Raw genomic sequence first — 17916 nt, 5'->3', positions numbered from 1 at the left:
AAGAAACACCCCGATGAACAATATAACTTTTGCTCCTTTTGCCCGACCACTATATGTAATGCTCAAACCCGTAGGGGCTGTCTGCAACCTTAGATGTAACTATTGTTATTATCTGGAAAAGAAAGATTTATACCCTAATGATATGAAGTTCACAATGTCAGAAGAGTTGCTTGAAAGATTTACTGAAGAATATATTAATTCGCAGACAACAAATGAAATCATGTTTGCTTGGCATGGTGGTGAAGCTCTGATGCGAAATAAAAGTTTTTATGTTAAAGCCTTAGAACTTCAAAAAAAATATGGCAGGGGTAGACAGATTGATAATGCTATCCAAACGAACGGAACACTGTTAACCGACGATTGGTGTAAATTTTTTAAAGATAATAATTTTCTCGTAGGAATATCCATTGACGGTCCTCAACACTGCCACGATGTATACCGGAAAACACGGGATAAACGACCATCATTCTTTCAGGTGATGAAAGGTCTCTCCCTTTTGAAAAAACATGGTGTTGAATTTAACATAATGGGAGTGGTCAACGATTATAATGTTGACTATCCATTAGAATTCTACAATTTTTTCAAAAGTCTAGATTGCCATTATATCCAGTTTGCCCCAATAGTCGAACAAGTTAATGGAGAGTTGGCTTCTTGGTCTGTCCCATCCGAAAAATGGGGTGATTTTCTGATTACTATTTTCGACGAATGGGTAAAACAAGATGTAGGGAACTATTATATTCAGTATTTTGATTCTACTCTGGCTAATTGGGTAGGAGAGAACCCAGGAGTGTGTACCTTGGCAAAAAACTGCGGACATGCAGGTGTAATGGAATTTAACGGAGACGTATATGCCTGTGACCACTTTGTATACCCCGAATATAAGATTGGAAATATTTATAGACAAACCCTTACAGAAATGATGTATTCTGATAAACAAATAAATTTCGGTAATGATAAATATGATACGCTTCCCGGTCAGTGTAAAGATTGTGATTTTTTGTTTGCCTGCTATGGCGAATGTCCTAAAAATAGGATTATAGAAACAAGGACAGGCGAAACGGGACTTAATTATCTATGTAAAGGATATCACAAGTATTTCAAGCATGTAGCCCCGTATATGGACTTTATGAAGAATGAATTGAATAATCAAAGGCCTCCGGCAAATATCATGGAAGCTGTACATAACGGATATTTTAAATAATTCTATAAAAATCGAACTAGTAAGACTCCCGGAAAGAAGGTGAAATGTATCATACTCCGAATCGGTACCCTATCCCTGATTCTGTAACTAGTAAAACAGGCTTTGTAGGATTATCTTCAATCTTTTTCCTTAATTGAGCTACAAATACCCGTAGATACTGTGTTTGCTCTACATATCCGTATCCCCATATTTCTTTAAGAATATACTGATGTGTCAACACGCGTCCTTGGTTCTTAACAAATAAACTGAGTAGAGAAAATTCTGTGGGAGTTAAGTCTAATAGCTCTTTTTTTCTTTTGGCAATATGATTTATCATATCCACTGACAGATCACCAATCTCAAATACGGGATTATCGTTCGTTGTTTGCCCTAATCTTAACGAAGCTCTTATACGGGCAAGTAATTCTCCTGTGCGGAATGGCTTTGTAAGATAATCATTTGCACCTTTATCCAGAGAGTGAACTATGTCCTCTTCCGAACTACGGACTGATAAAATGATTACCGGTTTATGAAACCATTCCCGCAGGTTTTTTAATACATTCATTCCGTCCATATCCGGCAAACCCAAATCAAGGATAATAAGCGATGGCTGATGCGAAGCAGCCATCAATAAACCTTCTTTTCCAGTAGTGGCTTCTACAATCTTATAGCCACTGGCGGAAAGAGTTATCTCAAGTAGTTTGCGTATCTGAGTTTCGTCGTCTATAATAAGAATCGTATCATCATTCATACTGTCATATATTTATATAAGATACTTCTGTTGGTATTTTTATAGTGAAGCGTGCGCCCCCGTGTTGCCTGTTCTCTACACTTATCGTTCCTTTATGTGCTTCTACAAAACCTTTAGTAATAGAGAGTCCTAATCCAAGACCACCGGTAGACTGATTTCCTGCTCTGTAAAACTTATTGAACACAAAAGGTAGAGTATCAGCCGGGAATCCTTGCCCCCGGTCCATCTCCTGAATGATTAGATATCCATTATCATAAAAGGACTTCAACCGGATGGTTGTACCTGATTTGGAATATTTGCAGGAATTATAAGCCAGATTATGTAATGCTTGTTCCATCAATCCGAAATCGAGTTTTACCAATGGCATAGATGAGGGAACAACCATATCCAAATGATATGGTTTTAAATCTTCCTGTAAGTTATCGGCTACTTTATTAAAAAGATCATTTATGTCGCACCAGTCGATATGGGGAGCTATCTTCCCTGTCTCGAGCCTGGATATATTCAGCAAATTCTCGACCAGGCGGTTCAACCTTCCTGATGCGGTTAATATTTCTGTATATAGTTCATTTCTGACTTTTTCGGGATATGTTTCGGCTAAAAGCGTATCGGAGGCGCCCATAATCGTTGCGATCGGTATTCTCAATTCGTGTGATATTGAGTTGAACAGTGTTTTATATAACTTATCCGATTCATCCAACAGATTCGCTTTTTTTGCTTGTTGGGCAAAATGATGATGCTCCAATGTATTTGATATTTGGGTCAGGAAGGTATCCCAAAACAACTCGGTCTCTCCGTTGAATTTCTTGTTGGGTTTTATTACTACTACGCCGGGCTTGGTTTTTATTCCTTTTAACGGATAGAAACTATAGTCGCTTAAAGATAATGTATCGGTGAATTTTCCGGCTTTTTTTGAATGTTTGAGAACCCATTGGGCAATACTATACTCCGACTCGGTAAAATTACCCGGTTTGGCATTATTCTGTTTCTTTTTTAATTTTCCATCTCCATCCTGAAGCAGAAAGCAGGCTTCTACACTAAAGTATTTATTTATATCTTCTTTAGCTACTTCTATTATTTTTTTTGTGTTTTCTGCACTAGCAAGCTGACTTGTCAGATGAAATAAGGCATTTGTTTTTTCTTCTCTTTTCCGGGTTAATAGCTCCTGTTTACGGACTTTTGATGTTAAAGTACCAGTCACCAATGCCACTATAAAGAACATACAAAATGCGAGTAAGTCTTCGGGTTTGGTAATCTTCACGGTATATTGTGGCGGAATAAAGAAAAAATTCCATGCTACTGCACTGACAGCCGAAGCTAACATAATTGGGCCAAGTCTGAAAAGCATGGAAAGTATAAGGACTACGAAAAGTAATATAAAGGAAATAGACTGATAACCGGTTTCGGCCGAAACTGGCAGGCATAAGATAACAGCGATCAATACAGCTAATATTGCTAAAAGATAACTTTTGAATGAAGATGAAAAGTCCGGAGATGCGCTCAGTTTCTTCTTATATTGCTTTGTTTCAAATCCGGGTTCTATAATATAAATATCTATTTCTCCACTTTCTTTCAACAAACGGTTCACAAAATTATCCCTTGTAAGTAACGATGATAGGAAACTTTGTTTACCCGACTTTCCGATTATTATATGCGTAATGTTTTCTTTGCGGGCAATATCAAGCGTTGTGGAAACAAGGTCGTTTCCGGAAGTTATTATCACTTCCGCTCCGAACTGGCGGGCTAGATCGATGTTTTTAGAAAGCTGTTCCTGTTGCTCTTCGCTGAGTACTTGTGTATTCTCTACGTGGAGGGCTACAAGGTTAGCTCCCATAGTGTACGACAGGTTCTTTGCCCAGCGAATCAGCTTCGCTGAGGATTTACTTGGCCCCACAAGAACAAGCAGATGCAACCCTGATTTCCATGGGCCTTGTATCTGCTTCTGTTGCATGTAAGATCTCAACTGTTTATCTACCCGGTCGGCGACAAGTCGTAGGGACATCTCTCGCAGTGCCGTAATATTCCCTTTTCTGAAAAAATTCTGAACGGCTTCCTTTGATTGGGCAGGTGCGTATACCTTGCCTTCTGCTAAACGGTCGAGAAGGACATTAGGGGTAACATCTATCAACTCCACATCATCTGCCATTTCGAATATTTCATCGGGAATGGTCTCTTTCATAGTGACTCCGGTTATCTGAGCAACAGTGTCATTCCTGCTCTCCAGATGCTGGATGTTGACGGTAGTATATACGTTTATACCATTATCAAGCAGTTCCTGTATATCCTGATAACGTTTGGCATGACGGCTCCCTTCTACATTAGTGTGCGCGAGTTCATCTACCAAAATAAGATAAGGATACCGCAGAATGATAGCATCCAGATCCATTTCTTCAAGGGGTGTGCCTCTATAATCTAACCTTTTGCGAGGAATAATTTCCAGTCCTTCTAATAAAGCATTTGTTTCGGGACGATTATGAGATTCTACATATCCGATAACTACATCGACTCCTTTCGACAAATCCTGGTGTGCTGTCTGCAACATTGTGTAAGTCTTACCCACGCCGGGAGACATACCGAAGAATATCTTCAGTTTTCCCCGTTTATTGGCTTCTTCTTCCCGGATTATCGAGGCCAGAAGCTTATCAGGGTCGGGACGCTTATCATTTGTACTCATTTCAGTTTATCCAGTTCCAAATTTAACATAAAAACATTTATCCTCCTGCATCCGAATAGGCCCAATTGGGGCATTTCTGTCAGCCTATTTACTAAAACAGTAAGTTGTTGCTTTTGTTCTTCCGAAAAACCTCTGGCTCTGGCTATACGATTTATTTGTATCCTAGCTGCTTCCGGAGATATATGCGGGTCTAATCCACTGGCAGAAGCAAACAGTATATCGGATGGAATATTTGTATCATCCGATAAATAGTTTTTGGCTATAAAATCAGTTTTACGGGTTTGTATAAGGTCATATAGTTTTTGACTGGTCAGCCCAAGATTTGAGCCGCCTGATGCCAGTGTATTATAATCGGTTGCAGATGGACGTGTACTGAAATAGATAGCTGTATCAGTTTTTTGTCCTATAAGTTCGCTTCCCCGTAGTGTGCCATTGATATCAACCAAAGAGCCGTTTGCCTTTGAGGGAAAGGCTACTTGTGCGATGCCTGTGATAAATAACGGATAAATAATGCCTAAAAGAATAGTCATAATACCCAGCATTTTCAATGATATAATAATTTGACTTTTCATACTGTTCAGAATATTTGTAATAACATGTCTATTAATTTTATACCAATAAATGGAGTCACAATTCCTCCAAGTCCGTAGATGCAAAGGTTGCGGAGCAAAGATCTGGACGGTGATTCAGCTCTGTATTTTACTCCTTTCAGGGCAAGAGGTATCAGAAATACAATAATAAGGGCGTTAAATATGATTGCACTTAATATGGCGCTTTCGGGAGATGACAACCCCATAATATTCAGTGCAGATAATGCGCCTTTACCTGAAATGCCAGCATATAATGTAACGGCAATTGCCGGAATAATGGCAAAATATTTAGCTACGTCATTGGCTATACTGAATGTTGTCAGTGCACCCCGGGTCATCAGCAATTGTTTGCCGACTTCCACGACTTCTATCAATTTGGTTGGATTACTGTCGAGGTCAACCATATTTCCAGCTTCGCGTGCAGCCTGTGTTCCGCTACTCATGGCAATACCGACATCCGATTGGGCTAGGGCAGGAGCATCATTTGTTCCATCGCCTATCATACCTACCAAACGGCCGTTAGCCTGTTCCTCCCTGATCTTTCTTAATTTATCCTCCGGTTTTGCTTCTGCAAGGAAATCATCGACTCCGGCTTCTGCAGCAATAGCTGCGGCAGTCAATGGATTATCGCCTGTTATCATAACTGTCTTAATACCCATCTTCCGCAGTTGCGAAAAACGCTCTTTTATTCCCCCTTTTACAATATCTTTCAGGTGTATGATGCCCAATACTTTATTGTCTCTTGCTACAATCAGGGGAGTTGCACCCTGTCCGGCGAGTTCATTCGCTTTTTCTTCTACACACTCGGGGAAAAAGCCATTGTTATTGAGGATAAAAGAGCGGATAGCATCAACCGAACCTTTCCGAATTTTTTGTACCTTTCCACTGATTGTTATATCTACTCCGCTCATACGTGTTTGTGCTGTAAAAGGGATAAATTCTGCATCCATATTTGTGAGCACACGTCCGCGTATATTAAATTTATCCTTTGCCAGAATTACAACCGAACGCCCTTCAGGGGTTTCGTCACTCAGCGACGATAATTGTGCTGCATCTGCAATTTCTTCTGAGCTTACACCATCGGCAGGAATGAAGTCGGTTGCCATACGGTTCCCAAGTGTTATTGTTCCGGTTTTATCCAATAGTAGGACATCCACGTCTCCGGCAGCTTCAATTGCCCGTCCACTGGTGGCTATTACATTGCGCTTCATCAGCCTGTCCATGCCACTGATGCCGATTGCACTAAGCAGCCCTCCGATAGTGGTCGGAATAAGGCAAACCAGAAGGGCAATAAGAACAGGTAGACTAAGATTACCGGATTGAGGTAAGCCGGATGCCTGCAAACTATACCCGAAAAAAGCGGGAAGTGTAACTACGGCCAGAAGAAATATTATAGAAAGCCCTGATAATAGGATGGTCAAAGCTATTTCATTGGGTGTTTTCTGACGTTTGGCTCCTTCAACCAATGCTATCATACGATCGATAAAAGTGTTTCCGGCATCGGATGTAATTTTAATAACAATGCGGTCGCTCAATACTTTAGTTCCGCCTGTTACTGCATTCCGGTCACCTCCGCTTTCACGGATTACAGGTGCAGATTCTCCGGTTATTGCCGATTCATCAACTGTGGCTATTCCTTCTATCACTTCACCATCCGAAGGGATAATATCACCTGCATCGCAGATAACGATATCATCTTTCTTAAGATTTTCAGCCGCTACGATTTCTTCCTGTCCGCCTTTTAAGATACGTGCTTTGGTTTGCGAGCGGTTGGTTTTCAGGCTTTCGGCCTGAGCTTTTCCTCTTCCTTCGGCAATGGCTTCCGAGAAATTGGCAAACAATACGGTTATCCAGAGCCAAATGGTTATCTGTGAATTGAAAGAAGAGAATGTATTATCTATAATCCCTTTCAGGACAATGATGGTTGTCAGCAATGCACCGATAGCCACAATAAATATAACGGGGTTTTTAATCAAAAGATTGGGGTTCAATTTGACAAAAGATGTTTTAATTGCTTCCACTAATATTTTTTTATCGAGAAAACTTTTATTTTGACTTTTCATTTTTCAGCGTTTTAAAATAATATGCCGTTTTGCATTAATATATGGTCTACTATCGGACCTAGGGATAATGCCGGAAAGAATGTCAAACCTCCGACTATAATTATTACAGAAATCAGTAATCCGACAAACAAAGCATTATCAGTCTTGAATGTACCTTGCGATATTGGTGTTATTTTCTTTTGGGCGAGGCTCCCGGCAATAGCAAGTACCGGTATAATAACCCCGAATCGACCGATAAGCATGCCTAAGGCTATCATCAGATTATAGAAAACCGTAGATGCGTTCAATCCTCCGAAAGCACTACCATTATTTCCGGCGGCAGAGGTAAAGGCGTAAAGTATTTCTGATAAGCCATGAGGTCCTCCATTGTTGAGGCTCGATAAGCCGGATGGGATAGTACAGGCTATCGCTGAGAATAATAGGATAACTACCGATGGGCTTAGTATGGCTATTAGAGCCATTCTTACCTCAAAGGCTTCTATCTTTTTTCCTAAATATTCGGGAGTACGCCCAACCATAAGACCTGCAATAAATACAGTCAGGATAATGAATATAACAATACCGTACAATCCTGCACCTGCTCCTCCATAGATAACTTCTCCCAGCATCATGTTTATCATGGCTATCATTCCCGAAAGTGGAGTAAGACTGTCGTGCATAGCATTTACCGAACCATTGGAAGCCACGGTCGTTGTGGTAGACCATAGTACGCTGTTGGTAATACCAAAACGGGTTTCCTTCCCTTCCATGTAAGATATATTATGCCATAATTCCGATTGATGAAATTCGGAATATAGGGAAACGAAAAGTCCGATAGCGAACAGAACGAACATAGCTGAAAATACTGCCCAGCCTTGTTTCTGCGATTTTACCATTTTGCCATAAGTATATGTTAAAGCTGCCGGAATAAGTAATATTGATAATACTTGCAGGAAATTGGAAAATGGTGTCGGGTTTTCGAATGGATGTGCGCTGTTTGTATTAAAGAAACCACCTCCGTTTGTTCCCAGTTGCTTGGTGGCAATTTGTGACGCTGCCGGGCCTTGCGGTATAATCTGCGTATCTCCCTGCAATGTTGTCACTTCGGTATAATTATCGAAATTCTGAATAACTCCCTGCCCTGCTAAAAGGACAGCAAGTACAATTGATAATGGTAACAGAATATAGAGTGTAGAACGGGTAATATCTACCCAAAAGTTTCCTAACTTATCGGTTGTCTTGCCTATAATTCCACGTATCAATGCGATCAAAACTGCAATACCTGTTGCTGCACTCAGGAAATTCTGTACTGTTAACCCTGTCATCTGGCTGAAATAACTCAGCCCGGTTTCGCCTGCATACGATTGCCAGTTTGTATTAGTAACAAAGCTCACAGAAGTATTCAGGGCAGTATGCCAGTTCATATTTCCCATATGCTGAGGATTCAAAGGCAACCACTTCTGTGTCACTAATACTAAAAGTAAAAAAAGAAATCCGGCCAGATTGAACACCAATAACGAGACGGCATATTTTCTCCAATTCATAGATTGGTTTACATCAACTCCTATTACTTTATAGATAAAACTCTCCGGTTTTCCGAATATCGGACTTAGTATATTCCTTTCACCATTCAATACTTTGGCCATAAATGAACCTAATACCGGTGTAAGTGCTATAAGTAAAAACAGAAACAGGAATATTTGTATATAATCATTTATTTCCATGTTAGTTCTCAATTAAAATTTTTCGGGTTTTATCAATACATAAATGAGGTATCCTAAAATAAGGATTGCCACAATTACACCAACTAGATAAGATATTTCCATACTTTTTGTATTTATTTGGTTTTATAATACAAAGCTATAGTGGAAGTCATAAGGATTATATAAAGAAAAACAGTCTGATATAAAGATTTTATAAAGACTTGTTAAGATTATTGTGTTACGAATACTAATAGACTGAATCAGGCAAACCTCAAATAATCGGATTGTTATCTGCTCAGTATTTAACAGGCTTGCTTGTGTATAATGGAAGTGTACAATAATGTTTTATTGATTATCAGCGATAACGAAGACTTAATTATTTTTGTTTCACTGGACAAAAGCATTCTTAATCTTAAGTTTCCATAAAAGGGTCAGACTGATAGATAATTCAGTCTGACCCTTTACTCTAATTTGTTAAATTATGATGAAGTTATATAGAATATAAAATAACCTGAGGTATCAGATCGGGACGAGTAGCATTGCCATATAGTTCGTATTGGGTTTGTCCATCTCCACCAGAACCTCCAATCGAAGGGTATATTTCAATATCTACGATTTCACCGGCTGTGCAATCACCTAAATACAGGGAGGTAGTAAAAGATATTACCTGATTCTGGCTTGCCAACAAGTAATATTCAATTTGATCTAAATCGCCTGTAATTCCGCGTTTAAGCACATATACATATATACTCACTTTTTTAGAAGGGCTATTAGTCCATCTATAATATGACCACCAGCGTAATGTAAGCAAATACTTTCCATTCTGAGGTATTACCATATCAGAGTCTGTTACCAACCGTGTACGTACTCGGGTAATAAACTTTTGAGCAGGTACTGCAGCATATGTTTTTGTAATCGATGGCGGCTGTTCTGCCCAAAAAGCTATTCCGTCAGTCCCCGATTCTAAGACTTTATTAGGATATGCTCCTAATTTATCCTGAATACGAAGCGAAGATACGGATGATATGGGATCATTCTTCAAATCCACTTTTGTAACCGGGGTTAAAGTTCCGATCCCTAAATTACCTGCAGATGTTACTACGACATCGTTCAATTGCTCTGCTTCTGATGGATTAGATGAGGTATTATCACCTGCACCGTCTACGTGAAATACTCTTAGAGGGAATTCTGTATTAATGCCTATCTGTCCGTAAGCTGCTACCCACCCATAACTAATGGCTAGTAACATTGATAATATCTTGTTCATTTTTCTTGTTTTTTGTTTTTTGTTGTTATACCCGATATACAAACACTTGTGTTGCTGCCAAATCCATATTCCATGAGATGTTTACAGATTGAGGACGTGCAACTATGTACAATTTATCGTCTGCTTTTACATCTATTGCCCGAAGTATAGTGTAAGCCGAAAACTTTTGATTATCAATTACATTAATGTAAAATTCGTAGGTGTCTATAACTGAGGTGTCAGGATCAGCATCATTTTTGCACAAATAGAAATAGCCGCTCATCCGAACCGGAGTTCCGGTATAAGTCATAGCTGTGCGAATCATTATCACATAGTTCCCATCGTCTAAAATGGGAATGTAGTTTCTATACAAAGTAAACCATAAGGGATAGTTTGTTCTTGATGCCATAATGCCTGTTGGTGCTACAACCGATTCCATATAGCCTCCGCTACCTTTCATCATGCCCCAGCTTGCATAACCGTCTTTATCTCCAAACAATACCATACCTTCAGCTTCGTTCCCATCCTGAAAACGAAGCGCCCCATAGCGTTCGACAGAAGTTATATCGACCTTGGCTTTACCCGTGGGTGTGGTGGAATCTACTCCTATAATGAGCGAACCGTTGGTGTCGATCATCACATCGTTATTGTATCGATCTGTCGAGCTACCGGTATTATCAGCAGCAGCATCTATATAAAAAATGCCTTTCGGGTTTTGTGTATTAATGGAGACTTGCGAAAACACCGACACCCAAACCACCCATAGAGAAACATATAATACTATATTCTTTTTCATATCAATCTTATCTTTAAATATTGTACACCATAATACTTGGGTAATAAATGACCTGATTCTGTTGAGCGGCAGTTAATCCGGCTCCAACAGTCCAGTCATTTGGTCCGGTTGGTTTTACATAGAGTTCAAGGATATCCCCTGCCTGCATTCCTGAAGCGAACAAGCTTATGGTAAATGTCATCCGGGAGCTTCCCGTTGCTCCTTGTTCCTGAACAGGAGTATATATCACAGTATTATCTACACGGGTCGATACTCCATTTCGTTTTCGATGCAATTCTAATTCCCCGGGTACGATCCTATACTCTCCAGTGGTCGTAGACTCGGCTATGGATACCGATCCCCACCAACGTACAGTTACTATATAACTACCCTCGTAAGGTATGAGGATATCAGTGTTGTTTTCGGAATTGACCTCTACAAGCGCTTTTGTAAAAACACCTTTTGTAAAAGTCTGAGGTGTTTTCGTATAGTAAACTACTCCTTGAGGCATCGGTTTGGGTTTCCATGTAACTTTCCCTTCCGAGTCGGAAAACAGATACTTATTGGCTCCTTCTGATCCATCGGCTATTCGGATAGCTTTGAGGCTGCCCAGAGTTGCATCTATATGCAGTTTGGTTGTTGGATTAACAGCTCCAACTCCCACATTGCCTTTTCTATCAATAACAATATCATCGGCAGCTTCAACCGGTGATACGGTGACTGCCGATGTGTTATTGCCTTGCCCATCGATATGGAATACACTTTTAGAATAGGGTACTATGGTATTTATACCCACCTGCGCATTAAGTAATACAGAAGACAAAATGCTTACCAGCAACCAGGCTGATAGTAATGTATATCTCTTCTTCATTTTAATTATCATTTATCATTTAAATAGTGTTAGCTTTTAAATTTGATTATACCGGAATACAGCAAAGCGCAGTCACAGAACTCTACTGTATATAATACAATGCAGTTTATTGGATTTACGAGTAGATTGTGAACGACAACAAAAAAGTAACTCAAAACAATTATCCAATGAAGTTGAAGAAAGTATTTCCGATATAATGTAATACATAAAACTGTTGCTTTATTCAGTAGCTTAAACCAAGAATAAGAGTGAATGTTTTTTTAATTGGTGTTGGTTTAGCCTAAAGATCAAGCCATAGAAAACCGGAGTCAAAAGTATGCCTAAGGGCTCAGATAGGTGTCACGCATATGCAAAAGTGTGTCATGTATACGCAAAAATCCTTAATAAGGATGAATTTTGAGGGAAAAGAAAAAAAAATGAGATAATTTCGTATTGAGTTAATAAAAATCAACTATGGCTTAAATATGAATGTTAAAAAGAAAGGTAAATTAATATTTACCCTGTTTTTCCTGTCATTTATACAATTATCGGTTATTGCCCAGTCTCAGGATATGCTTAAGATGAAAGAATCTTTATTCGCAAAAATGGATTCATGTAATAACGATTTATTAAAACTTGATCAAAAAGAAAAAAGATTAATATTGTTTACAGCTAATACAATAGGAGAACATGAAGTCGTGGCACGCTTTTTCAAACAAAAAAAATTATTTGGAGAAGAATATCTGGTGCAGATGATGAAATATGTGTCAAAAAATAATTTAGACAGCATATATTTCTATTATAAAAAGGCTGAGAACTATTACTTAAATAATGACAAAGAGGCTGTATTATTTATCAATGTATTAAGAGGACAGTTTGTTAGTTGGTGTGTTCTGAATAGTTATTCAGAACTAGCTATTAATACACTAAAACAAAATATAGAGTATAATTCAGTTAGAAAAGTCGATGCAGATCTATGGACATATATGTCTTTGATGGAAATCTATCGGACAGTAGGTAAGCATGAACAAGCCATTGAGGTAGGAAAGATGGGGCTGAAGCAACCAAATCTTCATCCTCAAGCGTTTGAATTGAAAATCACCATTTGTTGTGAGATTGCAGAGAGTTATTATATGTTAGGTGATTATCAGAGAAGTTTGGCTTATAGTGATTCTATTCTTGCATATAACAAAAATATTCCGGATAAATTTCAACCTGAGTTTGGAGCAAATGTTCACAAAGTGGCTCTCTTTAATTTTTACATGTTTAAATCGGTTGCTTATTCATTCCAAAAGGATTTTGACCAAGTATCATTAATGCTTCAAAAGATGGAAGATGTTTATTTAAGAGTTGAAGTATTAGAATCTCTCAATAATGCAATAAATGAGATGTATAGCCAGAAATACTGGGCAAATATGGTTTATAATTATCAAAAAGGAGATTATTCCAAAGCAATGGAATATCTGAATGAAAGTAAGGAATTGGCAATTCCTTTTGCTTTGACTCCGGATTATAAAAACACTCCTAAATGGGAAGCTCTTATTCTCGAGAAACAGGGTAAGTATAAAGAGGCTAATTTAGCACTGAAAGAACTATTACACCTTACCGATTCTATAAACAAAGCACATACTGCTAAAGAGATTAGTTCGCTATGGGCTATTTTTGAAGTAGACAAGGCACAGCAGGCAAAAGAAAATAGTGAACAAAGAGTAAAAATCATAGCTGTAAGTACAAGTACTATAATATTCCTAGCTATTATTCTCATTATTTATTTCGTAGTAACCAATAAGAAATTGAAGAGAAAGAACATGCTATTGTTCAAACAGCAAAAAGAGATGTTATCTCCTATACCGGTTATTGTTAATAGACATGCTGAACTGATTCCGGAAAGGGACTCAGAAATATCACAGAAAGAAGGGCAGCAACAGAATACAGAACAAACTCTCTATTCACGCATAATTGAGTTTCTAAAAACAACTAAGCAATATACGGATCCCGACATATCCCGCGACTCTTTAGCTAAAGAATTAGGCACAAACAGGCAGTATATTATAGGTGCAATATCCGATAATGCTAATATGAGCTTCAATGAGTTTATAAATAGCTTCCGGATTGATTATGCACGTAATCTATTATTAAATGAAGAGGATATATTGATCAAAGAAGTATATACGGAAGCAGGATTTAAGAACAGGAACACTTTTTCGCAATTATTCAAAGAAAGATTCGGTATGAGTCCTTCCGAATTCAGAGATTGTGCTGATGAAGAAAGAACCAGAGAATAGACCTAACATTATGGCTTCTCTTCTGTAATAAAAATGTTGTTTGTTTATTTCCCGGGAGAAAAGCCATATTGTTTTTTGAAAGCAGTGTAAAAGTGAGACAGATTTTTGAAACCTACTTCAACATATACATCACTCACTTTCTTATTTCCGCTTTGGAGCTTGTTATAGGCAACCTCCAGCCTCTTGTTGATTAGCCATTTTTGAGGAGTTAGGTCGCTTATTTTAGCAAAGTCTCTTTTGAATGTTGCCAGGCTTCTGCCTGTAAATACAGCTATCTCTTCCATAGTCAGGTCATCCATATAATTTTCATACATAAAGTCGAGGATGTCTATTTTCCACGGCTCGGTAAAATCGAATAATACGGGGTAGAAGTTCTTATCCGTATTAAGCAAACAATAAATACCTTCCTGTTCTTTCAGTTTTATGATTTCATCTGTCGGTTTTACCAATGAATCAAAGTATGGAGTTAAGGATTGAAAAAGACTTGTAATGTCAGGTCTTAATGATATCTTGAAGATGCTTTTTTCGGGCATCTGCACATTTTTCGGCATGGACTTTTTATCCATTTTATTATAAAATTCACGAAGAACATTTCTTTTAAATGTCATGGAGATTCCTTTATATCCATTACCGTCGGAAGATAGTTTATTCATCTTTACACGATGATTACGGCGTACAAATACACATTCGCCCGGATTAATCACTGTCTCTTTGTTGCCTTGTTCAATAATGAGTTTTCCCGAATATAAATATATAAGGTTATGATCTGCATTAGTATGTATGCATTTAGTATCGTTTTGGTGATACCAAGATAGGAATATGCCTGAATAATTGATTGGATCCGGGTAAGCCATATGTGTATATCGTTTGTAATTATTATGTAAAAGTAATTCAAAAGATTAAGATAATCATTGTTGAGAAGCTCATAGGCCTTTGTTGTGAGGCTCTCTTCCTTTAATAAACGGCGTATTTATCTCCAAAATTGAGTTGAGAAAGATAGATGTTATAAACATTAATATACGGCAGTAGGTTATATATAATACTAAAAATACTATAACTTTTAGTTATCCCCCATAATAATTAAAAATAACAAGAATCAGTACAAGTATAGTACATTTGTAATATAACCGTAAAATAATTGAGATATGAAAACTCTTACATCTGAAAAATTAACGATAGTTGGAGCAGCCGGAATGATAGGTTCCAATATGGCTCAATCTGCTATTCTGATGGGTTTGTCATCAAATATTTGTCTATATGATCCTTATGCCAAAGGGCTGGAGGGTGTTGCCGAAGAGTTGCTGCAATGTGGCTTTACCGGTGTTAATATAACTTATACAAGTAATATCGAAGAGGCACTAAAAAACAGTAAATACATTATAACATCGGGTGGTGCTGCACGAAAAGAAGGCATGACCAGAGAAGACTTACTGAAAGGGAATGCTGAAATTGCTATTCAGTTTGGAAAGGATGTCAAAAAATATTGTCCGGATGTAAAACATGTTAGTGTGATTTTCAATCCGGCAGATATAACAGGATTGTTAGTCTTGCTTTATTCAGGATTAAAACCTTCTCAGGTTTCTACACTTGCAGCATTGGACAGTACAAGATTGCGTAACGAATTAGCTAAACATTTCAATCTTTCTCCGGATAAAGTAATTAATTGTAGAACTTACGGAGGACATGGTGAGCAGATGGCTGTATTTTCTTCAACCGCAACTATTGATGGCAATCCGCTGAATGAGCTTATAGGAACATCGGTGCTGACTGATAAGCAGTGGCAGGATATGAAGGAAAGAGTAATACAAGGAGGTAAAAAGATAATAGAACTGAGAGGGCGTTCTTCGTTCCAGAGTCCTGCATATCTGTCGCTAGGAATGATACGCGCTGTTATGGGTGGAGATAAATTCGATTGGCCTGTAGGGGTATATCTTGCTAGCAGCAAAGAATTTCCTAATATCATGATGGCTATGGAAACATCTATAGATACTAATGGAGTCCATTATAAAGAAGTGGAAGGAACAGAAAGTGAACGGAAAGATCTTCGCCAAAGTTATATACATCTGTGTGAGTTGAGAGATCAGCTTATCAGTTCTGGGGTTATTCCTGCTGTAAGTGAATGGAATTCTATAAATCCTAATATGTAATTATTTTACGAAGAGAGTATATTATTTTGTGTACAACTGTATTAACAGGTACAGCCACACTGTTTTATTTATAAAGAGAGAAGGTCTGATAGTTAAGATAATTATTTCGTCTTAAGCAGGCTTTCTCTCTCTTTTTATTATTGAGCTATTTTTGTAATAGATTCCCTCAACTTGTTATTAAAGATAATATGTTATACTCTTCAAACCATCTTGATAAAGCTATACGGGAATCTTCCAGTTTATCTTCCCAATGTTTGATAGAATTTTGTCCTATAATATCGGTAATATATTTAACCGAAAGAAACGGAATACCTAGTTCCTTACAGACAAAAGCTTGTGCATAAGCTTCCATATCAACAACATCTCCCGATAGGGACGAGGCTTCAGTCACAAAAGTATCACCTGTATTACATATCGCTAGTTTCCCGTATTCAGACACCCATTTTTTTAGTTCCGGATTAAAATTAAGAAAGTCCATTCCGTTAATCTCATAGCTTATTCCCGGTAATTTTATCGTTTCATAATCCCTGTCAATAAAATGTTTTGCAATAAAGATATCTCCGATACTGTGCTGCAGAGTTCCGGCTGTTCCTACATTGAGTACCAACTCCGGTTTATGTTCGTAGATGCTCTTTGTTAATGTGTATGCCGATTGTGTTTTACCAACTCCTGTATGTATATGTACTAAATCGTACCCGTTAACTTCCAGTGGAATAAATTCTTCTTTTACGGCGTAAGTGACTAAGATTGTTTTTGACATATTTATTAAAATAACGGCAAGATAAAGAAACAGGATATTGTTAGGATATGAAATGTTTTATATTGTCATTATCATCCTTTTTCGAGTATCTCATAAGATGGTTTATTTTTTCAAATGTACAAATATCTGTTTTTATTGGAATAATATTGATGAACAAAAAAGAATAAGGATGGTAAATGAGGGAAATGGAGAGCAATTAACTAAATCTGTACAATAATAGAACAAATCAAAATATTAAGGTTTCATAAACCAAGCAAGAGACTGTTTTTGTACGGTCTCTTGCTTTTTATTGATTAAAGAGAAAGTATAAAATTAACATATTCTTTAGCTTTAGACTCCAGCTTTTCTACTGTAGGTTCGTTAGCATCGAAAAAAGCAAAGTATGAACGATAGTCTGATTTAGTGTATGTAAATGTAGCTTTGAATGGAGATGTCAATTGGTCGAAAATATTACAGCCGGGAGTGTTGTATACTGCAAAATCTTCTTCTGATATACCTGCAGAAATCCCTAAAGCAACTTTTTTATCTTTCAGCATATTGCCTTTTGATCCATAAGCCCAGCCATATGTGAATACTACATCGAGCCATTTTTTGAGTAGGGGTGGGCAGTTGAACCAATACATGGGGAATTGTAAGATAAGCTTATCGTGAGCCTCGATTAGTTTTTGTTCTTTTTCTTTATCTATTTTTTCATCGGGATATACTTGGTATAGTTGGTGTATGGTAAACTTATCAGGATACTGATTTAGTTCATCTACCCATTTTTTGTTTACATTCGAATTTGTGAGTTCCGGGTGTGCAACTACTATTAATGTTTTCATTCCATTCTTTGTTAAACTTAATAATCTGTTTTCTATGGGCAAAGTTACAGATAGCTGATATGATATACTATAAGGGATAATTTTATCGTATA

Annotated in this window: 15 protein-coding genes; 3 read left to right on the top strand and 12 right to left on the bottom strand. The window is 37.7% G+C overall.

Going from position 1 to position 17916, the window contains the following annotated elements; genetic code table 11:
* Positions 1-13 precede the first annotated feature (13 nt).
* Positions 14-1201 (top strand): anaerobic sulfatase-maturation protein, encoded by a 1188-nt coding sequence (locus BUC12_RS04365; RefSeq protein ID WP_062176451.1) that lies wholly within the window; start codon positions 14-16, stop codon positions 1199-1201.
* 49 nt (positions 1202-1250) lie between these two features.
* On the opposite strand, the gene BUC12_RS04360 is transcribed toward BUC12_RS04365, so the two are convergent.
* The 9 genes from BUC12_RS04360 to BUC12_RS04320 all read right to left on the bottom strand — a co-directional run bounded on the left by BUC12_RS04360 (position 1251) and on the right by BUC12_RS04320 (position 11832).
* The gene (locus BUC12_RS04360) at positions 1251-1931 is read right to left on the bottom strand and encodes a response regulator (RefSeq protein ID WP_062176452.1); all 681 of its coding nucleotides are present in this window, start codon (positions 1929-1931) and stop codon (positions 1251-1253) included.
* Between the two features lie 4 nt (positions 1932-1935).
* Entirely contained in the window at positions 1936-4605 is a 2670-nt protein-coding gene (locus BUC12_RS04355; RefSeq protein ID WP_062176454.1) for a sensor histidine kinase, read from the bottom strand.
* Positions 4602-5177, bottom strand: a complete 576-nt coding sequence (gene kdpC, locus BUC12_RS04350; RefSeq protein WP_073357286.1) for a potassium-transporting ATPase subunit KdpC — start codon at positions 5175-5177, stop codon at positions 4602-4604. Before kdpC ends, BUC12_RS04355 begins: the two co-directional genes overlap by 4 nt.
* A 5-nt stretch (positions 5178-5182) precedes the next feature.
* Positions 5183-7258, bottom strand: coding sequence for a potassium-transporting ATPase subunit KdpB (kdpB, locus tag BUC12_RS04345; RefSeq protein ID WP_062176457.1), 2076 nt, complete (start codon positions 7256-7258; stop codon positions 5183-5185).
* Between the two features lie 11 nt (positions 7259-7269).
* Positions 7270-8961, bottom strand: coding sequence for a potassium-transporting ATPase subunit KdpA (gene kdpA, locus BUC12_RS04340; protein ID WP_062176459.1), 1692 nt, complete (start codon positions 8959-8961; stop codon positions 7270-7272).
* 12 nt (positions 8962-8973) lie between these two features.
* A complete protein-coding gene (gene kdpF / locus BUC12_RS04335; RefSeq protein ID WP_073357285.1) occupies positions 8974-9063 on the bottom strand; it encodes a K(+)-transporting ATPase subunit F in 90 nt (29 codons plus the stop codon).
* 367 nt (positions 9064-9430) lie between these two features.
* Entirely contained in the window at positions 9431-10207 is a 777-nt protein-coding gene (locus BUC12_RS04330; RefSeq protein WP_062176461.1) for a hypothetical protein, read from the bottom strand.
* Between the two features lie 25 nt (positions 10208-10232).
* Positions 10233-10982 (bottom strand): hypothetical protein, encoded by a 750-nt coding sequence (locus BUC12_RS04325; RefSeq protein WP_062176462.1) that lies wholly within the window; start codon positions 10980-10982, stop codon positions 10233-10235.
* A gap of 13 nt (positions 10983-10995) precedes the next feature.
* Positions 10996-11832, bottom strand: a complete 837-nt coding sequence (locus BUC12_RS04320) for a hypothetical protein (protein ID WP_139261997.1) — start codon at positions 11830-11832, stop codon at positions 10996-10998.
* A gap of 464 nt (positions 11833-12296) precedes the next feature.
* Here BUC12_RS04320 and BUC12_RS04315 point away from each other — a divergent pair, with 464 nt between their 5' ends.
* Positions 12297-14096 carry a helix-turn-helix domain-containing protein gene (locus tag BUC12_RS04315; protein WP_062176467.1) on the top strand — a complete coding sequence of 600 codons (1800 nt, stop codon included), beginning with the start codon at positions 12297-12299 and terminating at the stop codon, positions 14094-14096.
* Positions 14097-14140: 44 nt separating this feature from the next.
* Here BUC12_RS04315 and BUC12_RS04310 read toward each other — a convergent pair whose 3' ends face one another.
* Positions 14141-14950 carry a helix-turn-helix domain-containing protein gene (locus tag BUC12_RS04310; protein ID WP_062176470.1) on the bottom strand — a complete coding sequence of 270 codons (810 nt, stop codon included), beginning with the start codon at positions 14948-14950 and terminating at the stop codon, positions 14141-14143.
* A gap of 291 nt (positions 14951-15241) precedes the next feature.
* Here BUC12_RS04310 and BUC12_RS04305 point away from each other — a divergent pair, with 291 nt between their 5' ends.
* Complete coding sequence (locus BUC12_RS04305) at positions 15242-16243, top strand: malate dehydrogenase (RefSeq protein ID WP_062176473.1); 1002 nt, start codon at positions 15242-15244, stop codon at positions 16241-16243.
* Between the two features lie 166 nt (positions 16244-16409).
* Here the strand turns inward: BUC12_RS04305 and BUC12_RS04300 are convergent, their stop codons facing one another.
* Positions 16410-17003: a phosphorylase family protein gene (locus BUC12_RS04300; protein ID WP_062176476.1), complete on the bottom strand. Its 594-nt coding sequence runs from the start codon at positions 17001-17003 to the stop codon at positions 16410-16412.
* A gap of 293 nt (positions 17004-17296) precedes the next feature.
* On the bottom strand, positions 17297-17824 hold the full coding sequence (locus tag BUC12_RS04295; RefSeq protein ID WP_062177004.1) for an NAD(P)H-dependent oxidoreductase: 528 nt from the start codon (positions 17822-17824) through the stop codon (positions 17297-17299).
* Positions 17825-17916 lie beyond the last annotated feature (92 nt).

The organism is Indolivaga macrotermitis (assembly GCF_900128985.1).
GTDB lineage: Bacteria > Bacteroidota > Bacteroidia > Bacteroidales > Dysgonomonadaceae > Dysgonomonas_A > Dysgonomonas_A macrotermitis.
The sequence above is the reverse complement of the archived record's forward strand: the minus strand, read 5'-3'. Positions and strand labels throughout refer to the sequence as shown.

Excerpts from the sequence above, each read along its gene's own strand:
- BUC12_RS04365 (WP_062176451.1), top strand. The coding sequence starts at position 14 with ATGAACAATATAACTTTTGCTCCTTTTGCCCGACCACTATATGTAATG.
- BUC12_RS04360 (WP_062176452.1), bottom strand. The coding sequence starts at position 1,931 with ATGAATGATGATACGATTCTTATTATAGACGACGAAACTCAGATACGC.
- BUC12_RS04355 (WP_062176454.1), bottom strand. The coding sequence starts at position 4,605 with ATGAGTACAAATGATAAGCGTCCCGACCCTGATAAGCTTCTGGCCTCG.
- kdpC (WP_073357286.1), bottom strand. The coding sequence starts at position 5,177 with ATGAAAAGTCAAATTATTATATCATTGAAAATGCTGGGTATTATGACT.
- kdpB (WP_062176457.1), bottom strand. The coding sequence starts at position 7,258 with ATGAAAAGTCAAAATAAAAGTTTTCTCGATAAAAAAATATTAGTGGAA.
- kdpA (WP_062176459.1), bottom strand. The coding sequence starts at position 8,961 with ATGGAAATAAATGATTATATACAAATATTCCTGTTTCTGTTTTTACTT.
- kdpF (WP_073357285.1), bottom strand. The coding sequence starts at position 9,063 with ATGGAAATATCTTATCTAGTTGGTGTAATTGTGGCAATCCTTATTTTA.
- BUC12_RS04330 (WP_062176461.1), bottom strand. The coding sequence starts at position 10,207 with ATGAACAAGATATTATCAATGTTACTAGCCATTAGTTATGGGTGGGTA.
- BUC12_RS04325 (WP_062176462.1), bottom strand. The coding sequence starts at position 10,982 with ATGAAAAAGAATATAGTATTATATGTTTCTCTATGGGTGGTTTGGGTG.
- BUC12_RS04320 (WP_139261997.1), bottom strand. The coding sequence starts at position 11,832 with ATGAAGAAGAGATATACATTACTATCAGCCTGGTTGCTGGTAAGCATT.
- BUC12_RS04315 (WP_062176467.1), top strand. The coding sequence starts at position 12,297 with ATGAATGTTAAAAAGAAAGGTAAATTAATATTTACCCTGTTTTTCCTG.
- BUC12_RS04310 (WP_062176470.1), bottom strand. The coding sequence starts at position 14,950 with ATGGCTTACCCGGATCCAATCAATTATTCAGGCATATTCCTATCTTGG.
- BUC12_RS04305 (WP_062176473.1), top strand. The coding sequence starts at position 15,242 with ATGAAAACTCTTACATCTGAAAAATTAACGATAGTTGGAGCAGCCGGA.
- BUC12_RS04300 (WP_062176476.1), bottom strand. The coding sequence starts at position 17,003 with ATGTCAAAAACAATCTTAGTCACTTACGCCGTAAAAGAAGAATTTATT.
- BUC12_RS04295 (WP_062177004.1), bottom strand. The coding sequence starts at position 17,824 with ATGAAAACATTAATAGTAGTTGCACACCCGGAACTCACAAATTCGAAT.